Origin of the sequence: Mycolicibacterium sichuanense, assembly GCF_033741125.1 — a bacterium.
Classification (GTDB): domain Bacteria; phylum Actinomycetota; class Actinomycetes; order Mycobacteriales; family Mycobacteriaceae; genus Mycobacterium.
The window spans coordinates 334,630-345,989 of the sequence record NZ_JAWQPU010000004.1; the positions used below are offsets into that span (position 1 = coordinate 334,630).

An 11,360-nucleotide genomic window follows, 5' to 3' on the forward strand; every position below is an offset into this window, starting at 1 on the left:
CGAACCGTGGTGATCCGAGGAGTGGTACAGCGTGCAGTCGAATCGCGAACTCGTCGCACTGTCGGCGACCCGCCAGGCGCAGCTGCTGCGCTCGGGTGAGATCGGTGCGGTCGAGGTGCTGCGTGCCCACCTCGAGGCGATCGATGCACTCAACCCGCGGATCAACGCCATCGTCACGCTGGACGTCGACGGTGCCCTGGCGCGAGCCGCGGCGGCCGAGGCCGTGCCCGTCGACCGGCGCGGGCCCCTGCACGGGCTGCCGGTCGCGGTCAAGGACACCGCTCAAACAGCGGGAATGCGAACCACTTTCGGACACCCGCTGTTCGCCGACAACGTGCCAACCGTCAACGATCCCCACGTCGAGCGCATCCTGCAGGCCGGTGCGGTGCTGGTCGGCAAGACCAACGTGCCGGAGTTCGCCGCCGGCTCGCACACGTTCAACCGGGTCTTCGGTGCGACCCGCAACCCCCACGACGTCACGCGGTCTGCGGGTGGTTCCAGCGGTGGGGCGGCCGCGGCCCTGGCGGCGCACCTCGTCCCGATCGCGGACGGCAGCGACATGGGTGGCTCGCTGCGCAACCCCGCGTCGTTCTGCGGTGTCGTCGGCATGCGGCCAACGCCGGGGCTGGTGCCCAACGGCGCCGAACGCGACGCGTTCAACCCGCTCGCCACCAACGGACCGCTCGGCCGGACGGTCGCCGACGTCGCCCTGCTGCTCTCGGTCATCGCCGCGCCACCGTCCTCCGACGCGTATGACGCCCGCCTCGACACCGCAGGATTGCAGACGCTGGAACCGGCGAAGCTGCGCGGCCTCCGCGTGGCGTACGCCCCCGACCTCGGCGGCCGGGTTCCGGTGGATGCCGAGGTTGCCGACGTGATCGCCTCCACCGCAACGGTTCTCGAACGGGCCGGCGCGCGCGTCGAGCACGCGTGCCCAGATCTCGACGGATCCGACGGGGCGTTCCGCACCCTGCGTGCCGCTGACTTCGACGCCAACTGGCGGGATCTGTTGGCGTCGCACCCCGACGGTTTCGTGGACTTCCTGGCCGACAACATCCGCCAGGGCGCCGCCCTATCTGGTCGTGACGTCATGACCGCCTACGCCGAATTGACCCGACTGCACCAGTCGGCGGCGCGTTTCTTCGGCGATTACGACCTCGTCCTGGCGCCGGTCACGCAGATCCCTGCGTTCCCCGTCGAATGGACCTGGCCGCGGTCGGTCGGCGACACCCCGATGCGGGACTACCTGGACTGGATGCGGGCGGCTTGGCTGTTCACCCCGCTGGGCATCCCGGCGCTGTCGCTGCCCGCCGGGCACACCCCGGCGGGCCTGCCGGTCGGTGCCCACCTGCTCGCCGGACCGGGCCGGGATCTGACGCTGCTGCGCGTCGCCGCGGCATTGGAGGCCACGCTCGACCTTCCCAAGGTCGATCCACTCGAGGGGGAGTGGCCCTAGCCGAGCCGCTCGATGATCGTGGCGTTGGCCATGCCGCCGCCCTCGCACATCGTCTGCAGAGCATAGCGGCCGCCGCGCTGCTCCAGAGCATTGACCATCGTCGTCATGATCCGAGCACCGCTGGCGCCCAAGGGATGTCCGATCGCGATGGCGCCACCGTTGACGTTGGTCTTGTCCAGATTGGCCCCGGTGTCCCTGGCCCACGCCAGCACCACCGGTGCAAACGCCTCGTTGACCTCGAACAGGTCGATGTCGGACAGCGAGAGTCCGGAGCGGGCCAGCACCTTCTCGGTGGCGGGGATGACGCCGGTCAACATGTACAGCGGATCAGAGCCCACCACGGTCATGGTGTGGATCCGCGCCAGCGGGCGCAGGCCCAGCTTGCGAGCGGCCGCTCCGCTGGTGAGCAGCACCGCGGCGCTGCCGTCGGACAGCGGCGAGGAGTTGCCCGGCGTGATCTCCCACTCGATCTGGGGGAAGCGCGCCGCGTAGGCCTCGTCGAAGAACGCCGGACGCAGACCGGCCAGCGTGTCGATGGTGGTGCCGGGGCGGATGATCTCGTCGGTCGACAGCCCGGCGATCGGGGCCAGCTCGTGGTCGAACAGGCCGTTCTTGGTTGCCAGCGCGGCCTTCTCGTGACTCCAAGCGGAGAATTCGTCGAGCTCGGTGCGCGACAGCCCCCACTTGGCCGCGATCAGTTCGGCGCTGATGCCCTGGGGCACCAGCCCGTCGGGATAGCGCTCGGCCATGCCGAGGCCGAACGGGTCACTGCCGGGCAGCACGTTGGTGCCCATCGGCACCCGCGACATCGACTCCACGCCCGCCGCGATCACGACGTCGTATGAGCCGGCGATGATGCCCTGCGCGGCGAAGCTGAGGGCCTGCTGGCTACTTCCACACTGGCGATCCACCGTGGTGCCCGGCACGCTCTCCGGGAAGCCGGCACTTAGCACTGCGTTGCGTGCGACGTTGACCGCTTGATCTCCGACCTGCGTCACGGCGCCGGCGATGACGTCGTCGACCAGTGTGGGGTCGACGCCGACGCGTTCCACCACCTCGCGCAGGCTGTGGGCAAGCAAGTCGACGGGCAGGACGTCGTGTAGGGCGCCGCTGGCCTTGCCCTTGCCGACGGGGGTGCGCACTGCGCTGACGATTACGGCGTCGCGGTCGTCGAAACCTGTCTGGGAAGCGGACATGATGTCTCCTGAATGACTCGTCGCTGAGTACTGCTATCTATACTTAGATGTAACACCTCGGTATAGTGCAGGCAATCCAGCTAGGGAGTGATGTCCATGACAGTCCTGCAAGGCCCGCTCGCCGACCGCGACGCGTGGTCTGCGGTCGGCGTGTGCCCGATCGAGAAGACGATGGGTCTGGTGGGGACGAAGTCGGCGATCCTGATCATGCGCGAGGCGTACTACGGCACCACGCGATTCGACGACTTCGCCCGCCGCGTCGGCATCACCAAGGCCGCGACGTCGGCGCGGTTGTCCGAGCTGGTCGACGCGGGCCTGCTCGCCAAGCAGCCCTACCGTGAGCCCGGCCAGCGCAGTCGGGACGAATACGTCCTCACGCCAGAGGGCACGGCATTCATGCCCGTGGTGTTGGCGATGTTCGAGTGGGGGAGAAGGCACTTCGACGACCCGGGGCTCCGGTTGCGCCATCTCGACTGTGGCGCCGAGGCGACGGTGGGCGTCCGCTGCGCCGAGGGGCACGACGTGCCCCTCGACGAGCTGGCGGTCCGACTCGTCCGGCGCTAGGGATCAGGCCAGCTGTTCGCGGAACTTCTTCGCCTGGTCCATGAGCTCCGTGACGCGGGCCCGCTCGGCCCGGTTCTCGAACACCCCATTCTGCTTGAAGAAGGTGCCGACGATCGCACCGTCGGCCACGGCTAGCTGATCGGCCACGTTCTCGGCCCGCACGCCGGTGTTGACGAACACCGGCACCTGGCCGGCCGCGGACTTGACCGCGCGCAGGGCCGCGGCGTCCGTCGGCGATCCGGCGGTCGCTCCGGAGACGCAGATGGCATCGGGCAACGTCGCGAAAACCGTCGTGCGGGTGATGGATTCGAGGTCGCGCTCGGCCAGATAGGTGGCCGACTCGGGAACGATGTTGAAGAACAGCTTGACGTCGGCGCCGCCCACCCTGGCGCGGTGTCGCGCGACCTCGCCGACGTTGGTGTTCCACAGTCCGAAGTCGCTGGCGTAGACCCCGGTGAAGATCTCCCTGACGAACTTCGCACCGGTGGCGACGGCCAGGTCGATCGACGCGCGACCGTCCCACAGGACGTTCACGCCGTAGGGGACGGTGAACTCGGGCAGCAGTTCGCCGATGATCCTGGCCATCGTGATGGCCGTGATCGGTTCGGTCTTGGTGAGGTACGGCAGGCTGAACTCGTTGGAGACCATCACGCCGTCGACACCGCCGGCCTGCAGTTCGTCGAGTTCCTCGCGGGCGCGCTTGACGACGGCGGCGATGCCCCCCGCGCTGTCGTATCCGGGGTCACCGGGCAGGGCGGCGAGATGGAGCATGGCGATGACGGGCTTTCTGACGTTGAAGACCTCGTCGAGCCAGGTGGTGGTCACGTGGTGCCTTTCTCGGTTGAATTGTGGTGCAAGTGAATTGGTGGCTAGTCCATGTAGGCGCCGCCGTTGACGGCCAGCGCCTCACCGGTGATGAAGCGGGCATCCTCCGACAGCAGGAACGCCACCGAGCGGGCGACGTCCTCCGGTTGTTCCAGTCGTCGCAGCGGGGTGTCCTGGATCATCATCCGGCGCACGCCGTCGGGCGTGGTGCCGCGCAGCTGCGCCTCCCACTGAAGTTCCCGCTCCTGCATTGGGGTTTCGACGTAACCGGGGCACACGCAGTTGACCGTGATGCCGTGCTCACCCAGCTCGTAGGCCATCGCCTGCGTCAAGCCGACGACGCCGAACTTCGACGCCACGTAGTCCGACAGGAACGGAACCCGGCCCTGCTTGCCGGCCATCGAGGCCGTGTTGACGATCGCGCCCTGGGTGCCGCTGCGCACCATCGCCCGGGCCGCGGCCTGACCACACACGAAGACGCCCTTGAGGTTGACGTCCATCGTCTGGTCGTACCGGGCGATGGGTGCTTCGAGGAAGCTGTGCATGAACGAGATGCCGGCATTGCTCACCCAGGCGTCGAGCCCTAGCCGGTCGGTCACGTCGAAGGCAACCGTCGCCGCGTCGGTGGGTGAGCTCACGTTGAGCACCGCCGACTCGTGGCGGGCGCCACCCTCTTCGGGGAGCGAGGCCGCCACGCTGGCCGCGGCGTCGGCGTCGATGTCGGTGACCACGACCTGCCAGCACCGCTCGGCGAGGGTCGTCGCGATCGCGCGGCCAATACCGGAACCCGCACCGGTCACCACAACTGTCTTCGTCATCAGTGGACTCTGTTCCCGTCTGTCGTCTCGAACTGGTCGTCGCCGACGATGCGCCGGCCGGTCTTGGGGTCGAAGACGTGCACGGCACCGGGTCTGGCGGACAGCGACACCCGCACCCCCTCGGTGATGCCGACCATTCGCGAGGTCTCGACGACGCTGGTCAGTTCGGTACCGTGCGCGTCGAGCGTCACGATGGCTCGTGGCCCCAGCAGTTCGACGAGCTTCACGGTGGCGCCGGCACGATCGGTCGTGGTGAGCACCAGATCATCGGGCCGGACGCCGAGCGTCACCGGGCCGCGCGCGCTGGCTCCGCTCACGTCGATGGCGAAACCACTTGGCAGGGTGAAGGTCTCACCACTGAGCTCACCGTCGAGCAGGTTCATCTTCGGGCTGCCGACGAACGATGCGACGAAGGTGTCGACCGGTGTGTCATACACCTGCAGTGGAGTGCCGACCTGGGCGGGGCGGCCGTCGCGCATCACCACCATCCGGTCCGACAGCGTCATCGCCTCCTCCTGGTCGTGGGTGACGTAGAGGCAGGTGATGCCGAGCCGGCGCTGGATCTGCAACAGCTCCGTGCGGGTCTCCACGCGCAGCTTCGCGTCGAGGTTGCTCAGCGGTTCGTCGAAGAGGAACACCGAGGGTTCGCGGATGATGGCGCGCCCGATCGCGACGCGCTGCTGCTGCCCACCGCTGAGGTCCTTTGGCTTGCGGCCCAACAACTTCTCCAGGCCCAACGATTGCGCCACCTCGTCGGCCCGCTTCAGCGCGGCCGCGCGTGGCGTCTTGGACGCACGCAGCGGGAAGGCGATGTTCTCCCGCACGCTCAGATGCGGGTACAGCGCGTAGTTCTGGAAGACCATCGCCACGTCGCGGTCGCGTGGCTGCAGATCGGTGACGTCGCGGTCACCGATCATGATGGTGCCGGAGGTGACGGTCTCCAGCCCTGCGAGCATGCGCAGTGACGTCGACTTGCCGCACCCGGACGGGCCGACCAGGACGTTGAACGATCCGTCGGGCAACTCCAGGTCGAGATCGGTGACTACCGAGATCGACCCGTAGGCCTTGTTGACGCCTTGGAAGCGGACTGTTGCCATGAGCGGGGGAGACCTACCTTCTAGAACTTCACCGCGCCACCGCTGATGCCCTGCACCAGCCTGCGCTGGATGAAGAAGCTCGCGATGACGACGGGGACGACGGCGATCAGGATGGCGGCGCTCATCGAGCCGATCTGAACTCCGCGGAACGTGTTGAAGCCGGCGATGGCCACCGGCAGGATGGCCGCCTTGCCCGGCGCCAGGATCAGGCCGTAGAACAGGTCGTTCCACGACAGGGTGAAACCGAAGATGGCCGCGGCGCCCATGCCGGGGAACACCTGGGGCAGCACGACCAGGCGGAAGGCCTGGAACCTGGTGAAGCCGTCGACCTGGGCCTGCTCCTCCAGCGAGCGCGGCACCGCCTCGAAGAATCCGATCAGGAACCAGGTCACCACGGGCAGAACGAAACTCAGGTGCGCGAAGATCACCGGAATCAGGGTGTCATTGAGGCGAAGGGCGTAGGCCATGGTGAGGAACGGGAACACCAGCACGGCCGGCGGCAGCACCTGAGCGGCGAGCATGCCAAATCTGGTCGCCGTGCCGCCGGCGCGGAAGCGCGCGATGGCATATGCCCCCATGCTGCCGACCACCACGCTGATGCCGACGGTCACGATGGCGACGATGGCGCTGCGACCGGCTGCCTCGAGGATGCCCGACGACAACACGTTGCGCCACGCCGCCAGCGTTGGGGTGAACGACAGCAGGAACGGGTCGTTGAGTTGGTCGGGGCTCTTCACGCTCGCCAGCGCGATCCATGCCACCGGGAAGAGCACCGAGATCCCCGCAGCCCACAGCAGGGCCACCCGGCAGATGGTCAGTGCACGCGAGTTCCTCATGACTGCTTGGCCTTCTCCATCCGCCGGAACGCGATCACGATGATCGTCAGCACGACCAGCAGGACCACGAACGCCATCGACGACGCGGAGCCGAGGCGGAAGAACTGAATTCCGGTCTGGTACACGAAGTACTGCAGCGTCTGGGTCTCGGTGCCCGGGCCGCCGCGGGTGGTGGCGAAGACGTACTCGAACACCTTCATCGCGTCCAGGCACCGCAGCAGGATCGCCACGACCAAGACCGGGGCCAGCAGCGGCAGCGTCACCCGGCGCAGCACGTACCACCCGCTGGCACCGTCGACCCTGGCCGCCTCGAGCGGTTGCTTCGGGATCGACTCCAGACCGGCGAGCAGCAGGAGCACCATGAACGGCGTCCACTGCCAGACGTCGATGAAGGCCAGCGTGAAGATCGCTCGGCCCGGTCCGAAGAAGTCGTAGTCGAGGCCCACCGCGTGCAGCAGGTGCGGGATGGCGCCGATCTGGTCGTTGAGCAGGAAGCGGAAGATCAATCCCACCGCGATCGGGGTGATGAACATCGGCGCCAGCAACATGGACCGGGTGAGATCGCTTGCCCAGCGCTGCTTTTGGAGTGCCAGTGCGATGGCCAGACCGATCAGCAGCTCCAGCCCGACGGCCACCGCGACGAAGAGGGCGGTGGTGCCGAACGCCTGCCAGAACGCGGCGTCGCCGAAGGTGGCGACGTAGTTGTCGGCGCCGACGATCCTGGGCGTGCCGCGGCTGGTGAGCTTGTAGTCGGTGATGCTGAGGTAGAACGCGTAGGCGAGAGGGAAACCGACCACCCCGACGAACAGAGCGACCAGGGGGGTGACCATGCCGTGCTTGAACTTCACGGTTGGCGTCGCTCCCTTCGTGGGGTGGTCGGTTTCATGTGGGTTGGCCCGCAGGGGGTCGGGCTAGCCCTGGATCTTCTCGGCCGCGGCCTGTGCCGCGGCGAGAGCGTCGTCGACGCTCTTGGTGCCGGCGACCGCCTCGTTGAGCTCGGTGCCGACGGCCTGGATCATCTCCTCGCCGCTGGGGCCCTGGCTCAGCGGAGCGGCGTTGCCGAGCATCTGCTCGACGGTCTTGTAGTAATCGGCACCGAGCGGCCCGCTCAGCACGGCCGGATCCTGAAGCGTGCTCTGCCGGATCGCGGCGCCACCCTTCTCGACGCGCTGCACGTCGTGCGCCTTGGCGGTGAGCCAGGACGCGAACGCCCACGCGGCGTCCGGGGCACCGGAGTTGGCGGGGATCGACCAGCTCCACGAGCCGAGCACCTGCTTGCCGCCGGGGATCGGCGCCAGCTTGTACTTGCCCGCCGAGGGGCCCGAGCCGGGCGCGTTGAGTGCGGGCAGGTTCCAGTTGTAGCTGATCATCGAGGCGGCCTGGCCACTGGACACCGAGCGGAACGCCTCGTCGAAGGCCCAGTTCAGGCTGTTCGGCGGCGCGGCAGTCTTGTAGGTGTCGATGTAGGCGTTCAGCGCCTGCTTGGCCTGCGGGGTGTTCAGGGTTGGCTTGCCGTCGGGGCCGTAGATGGAACCGCCCGCGGCGAATAGCCAGTTGCCCCACTCCTCGAAGATCTTGTAGCCCCGCTGCGGCTGCATCGCGATGCCGGCACGGTCGCCGACCTTGAGCGCCTTGGAGGTGCTCACCAACTGGTCGAGGTTCGTGGGCACCTGCAACTTCGCCGTCGCGAGATCGTCGGAGTCGTATAGGTATCCCAGTGCGTAGTTGTAGAAGGGGACGCCGTAGCGCACGCCGTCGACCGTGGCGATGTCGGTCAGCGGCTTGAAGAAGTCGGCGTAGTCGTAGTCGGGCGTGCTGTCGATGCGAGAGTCCAAGGGCTGCAGGAACTTCGCCTTGGCGAAGTCGACCATCCACGGGTTGTCGACGATGATCAGGTCATAGGTCGGCGAGGAGGACTGGAAGGACGACACCAGCTTGTCGCGCATCTGGTCGTAGGTCAGGGTCTCGATGTCGACCTTGACGTTCGGATAGTCCTTGTTGAACTCGGGCACCATCGACTTGACGACGTCGGTGTCGGGGACGTTCTCCATCAGGATCCGGACGGTGCCGGAGACGTCCTTTGACACCTCGCCGGTGCCGGTTGCCTGCGGCTGTTCGGGGCCGCCGCTACCCGCACACGCGCTGACGAGCAACGCAAGCACGGCAAGGAGCGCGACGATGGGCGTGGCCGACGACCGCCGTCTGCGCCGTGGTGTCGGGGGTGTGGTGTCCTGCCTGGTGTTCATAGCGGCGTGGTTCCCTTCACTTGTCGGATCCTTCTCCTCGGGCACTTCTCGCCATCGCATGCGAGATCGGTGCCACTGCGGCGCCGAGGTCGCGCCAGTTGCGGTAGGCGTCGTCGTAGATCGCGTTCCGACCGGCGTCGGGGACGACCGGGGGGTCGAGGGTGATGAAGCGGGCGGTGTCGGACCAGCCGTCCAGCGCACCGACCCCGATCGCGGCGATCACCGCCGCACCGAGTGAGGCGCCGGGATGGCCTCGGACGGGGCGCATCTCGATGCCGAGCACGTCGGCGTGAATCTGCTTCCACAGCGTGGACTTCGAACCGCCGTTGGTGATCATCACCCGAGTCAAGGCGATGCCGATGTCGGTGAAGACGTCGACGTGATGCCGGAACCCGAAGGCGATGGCCTCGAGCACCGAGCGGTACATGTCGGCGCGGTCGTGCCCGAGGTGCAGCCCCGCGAACACGCCCCGCAGATCGGGATCGTGGATGGGGCTCTTCTCGCCGAGGAAGTACGGCAGGCACAGCACCTCGGCCGGTGCGGACGTGGTCGCCTCCGCGTCGAGTTCGGTCAGCTCGGTGCCGCCGACGAGTGCCTGGAACCAGCGGATCAGGCTGCCGCTGGTTGCCATGCAACCGTTGGGCAGCCAGTGCCCGGGCACCGGGTGGGCGTCGAGGTAGAGCCGCTCGTCGACCACGCGGGTGTCGCTGGCCACCAGGATGTCACCCGCACCGCCGAGCTTGACGAGCGCGTCGCCGGGGGCGTTCACTCCAGCAGCAAAGGCGGACAGGACGTGGTCGGCACCCCCGACTACGAGGGCGGTGCCCACCGGTAGGCCGGTCGATTGTGCTGCGGCCCTGCTGATTCCGCCGACCCGGGTGCCGGGGCGGTGCACCGGGGCCAGGATGCGCGGGTCGAGCCCCGCAGCGTCCAGTACCGGGGATGCGACGTCACCGTCGATGGTGAACAGCCCGGATTCCAGCGCCCAGTTCTGCTCGACGTGCACGTCGGCGCCGAGTGCGGTGAGCACCCAGTCGTAGGAGCCGACGTAGTGCTTCGCACGGTCGTAGACGTCGGGTTCGTTGGCGCGCAACCACGCCAGCGTCGGTGCGACCGACTGCTGCGTCAGCGCCGAGCCCGTCATCGAGACGAGGTCGACGTCGGCCAGCTTCAGCGCGAGCTCGGAGACCTCCCGATGCGCCCTGGCGTCGTTCTGAAGGATGGCCCGCCGCAACGGTTCTCGGTCGCCGTCGAGCGGCACTACCGCGGGCACCATGCCCGAGACGGCGACGGCCGCGACGGCATCGCCACCGATGCCGCTGGTGCTCAATACCTCTCGGATGGATTCGACGACGTTGCCGCGCCACTGGGCGGGGTCGGCCTCGGCGAATCCGGGTCCGGGGGAGTGTAGGGCCGTCTCGCGCGTGGCCTGGGCGACGATGCCCCGATCCGTGTCGAGCAGCACGGTCTTGGTTCCCGTGGTGCCGACGTCGACGCCGATCGTGTAGGCGCTCAACGGTCCGCCTCGAGTGCGCTGGCGGCGATGCCCGCCACGCAGATCACCTCGACGCCTGCTGCGCGCGCGGCGACGAGGGTGGGGTGCTGCGGATCGCCATCGGTGATGATCACGTGCACGTCTGCCAGCGCCGCGATGCTGGTGAACGTGACCCGGCCGAGCTTGCTCTGGTCCGCCGCCACGATCACGCGATCGGCACGCCGGGTCGCGGCCCGCTTCACCCGGCTGTCGGCCTGGTGGTAATCCGAGATGCCACGGTTGCCGTCGATGCCCGCCACGCCCATCACGAAGGTGTCGCAGTTGTAGTTGGCCAAGGTGTCCTCGGCCGCGGGGCCGATCAGGCTGAGCTCACCGGGGCGCAGTTCACCACCGGTCAGCACGACGGTGGTGTCTGCCTCGTCGACCAACTCGAGCGCGGCGAGCACGCTCGGGGTCAGGACGGTCAGGCCGAGTTGACGGCCGCGCAGGGACTGGGCGACCGCCAGGGCGGTGCTGCCGGAGTCGAGGATGACGGTCTCCGCCGGGCCGATGAGGTCGGCCACCGCGTCGGCGATGTGGCGCTTCTCCTCGGCGGCGTCGGCCACCCTCGTCGCGAACGACGGTTCGTTGTCCTTGCCCTTCATCGCGATTGCGCCGCCGACCACCCGCCGCACCACGCCGAGGGTCTCGAGGGCCTCCACGTCCCGCCGGATGGTCATCTCCGAGACGTCGAACTCCGCAGCGAGGTCGGCATAGCCGACTTCCCGCTCGATGCGGATGCGCTCTTCGATGAGATCTCGCCTGGTCTTGGCGTCCACGCTCAGAGC

General features: G+C 68.1%; 11 protein-coding genes. 2 read left to right on the plus strand and 9 right to left on the minus strand.

Annotation, left to right across the window (positions count from 1 at the left end; genetic code table 11):
• The first annotated feature begins 31 nt into the window (after positions 1-31).
• Positions 32-1,456, plus strand: coding sequence for an amidase (locus SBI80_RS14955; protein WP_318975561.1), 1,425 nt, complete (start codon positions 32-34; stop codon positions 1,454-1,456).
• Here the strand turns inward: SBI80_RS14955 and SBI80_RS14960 are convergent.
• Positions 1,453-2,652, minus strand: coding sequence for a thiolase family protein (locus SBI80_RS14960; RefSeq protein ID WP_318975562.1), 1,200 nt, complete (start codon positions 2,650-2,652; stop codon positions 1,453-1,455). The two genes, SBI80_RS14955 and SBI80_RS14960, sit on opposite strands and share 4 nt — an antisense overlap.
• Before the next feature lie 96 nt (positions 2,653-2,748).
• Here SBI80_RS14960 and SBI80_RS14965 point away from each other — a divergent pair, with 96 nt between their 5' ends.
• The gene (locus SBI80_RS14965) at positions 2,749-3,216 is read left to right on the plus strand and encodes a winged helix-turn-helix transcriptional regulator (protein ID WP_318975563.1); all 468 of its coding nucleotides are present in this window, start codon (positions 2,749-2,751) and stop codon (positions 3,214-3,216) included.
• 3 nt (positions 3,217-3,219) lie between these two features.
• Here the strand turns inward: SBI80_RS14965 and SBI80_RS14970 are convergent, their stop codons facing one another.
• The 8 genes from SBI80_RS14970 to SBI80_RS15005 form a co-directional block, all read right to left on the minus strand.
• A complete protein-coding gene (locus SBI80_RS14970; RefSeq protein ID WP_318975564.1) occupies positions 3,220-4,041 on the minus strand; it encodes a BtpA/SgcQ family protein in 822 nt (273 codons plus the stop codon).
• A gap of 44 nt (positions 4,042-4,085) precedes the next feature.
• Positions 4,086-4,859 carry an SDR family NAD(P)-dependent oxidoreductase gene (locus SBI80_RS14975; RefSeq protein WP_318975565.1) on the minus strand — a complete coding sequence of 258 codons (774 nt, stop codon included), beginning with the start codon at positions 4,857-4,859 and terminating at the stop codon, positions 4,086-4,088.
• Positions 4,859-5,956 (minus strand): ABC transporter ATP-binding protein, encoded by a 1,098-nt coding sequence (locus tag SBI80_RS14980; RefSeq protein ID WP_318975566.1) that lies wholly within the window; start codon positions 5,954-5,956, stop codon positions 4,859-4,861. The genes SBI80_RS14975 and SBI80_RS14980 overlap by 1 nt, the downstream gene beginning before the upstream one ends.
• A gap of 20 nt (positions 5,957-5,976) precedes the next feature.
• The gene (locus SBI80_RS14985; protein ID WP_318975567.1) at positions 5,977-6,792 is read right to left on the minus strand and encodes a carbohydrate ABC transporter permease; all 816 of its coding nucleotides are present in this window, start codon (positions 6,790-6,792) and stop codon (positions 5,977-5,979) included.
• Entirely contained in the window at positions 6,789-7,640 is an 852-nt protein-coding gene (locus SBI80_RS14990) for a carbohydrate ABC transporter permease (RefSeq protein ID WP_318975568.1), read from the minus strand. Before SBI80_RS14990 ends, SBI80_RS14985 begins: the two co-directional genes overlap by 4 nt.
• A 63-nt stretch (positions 7,641-7,703) precedes the next feature.
• Positions 7,704-9,038 carry an ABC transporter substrate-binding protein gene (locus SBI80_RS14995; protein WP_318975569.1) on the minus strand — a complete coding sequence of 445 codons (1,335 nt, stop codon included), beginning with the start codon at positions 9,036-9,038 and terminating at the stop codon, positions 7,704-7,706.
• Between the two features lie 16 nt (positions 9,039-9,054).
• On the minus strand, positions 9,055-10,554 hold the full coding sequence (locus SBI80_RS15000; protein WP_318975570.1) for an FGGY-family carbohydrate kinase: 1,500 nt from the start codon (positions 10,552-10,554) through the stop codon (positions 9,055-9,057).
• Entirely contained in the window at positions 10,551-11,357 is an 807-nt protein-coding gene (locus tag SBI80_RS15005; protein ID WP_318975773.1) for a DeoR/GlpR family DNA-binding transcription regulator, read from the minus strand. Before SBI80_RS15005 ends, SBI80_RS15000 begins: the two co-directional genes overlap by 4 nt.
• Positions 11,358-11,360 lie beyond the last annotated feature (3 nt).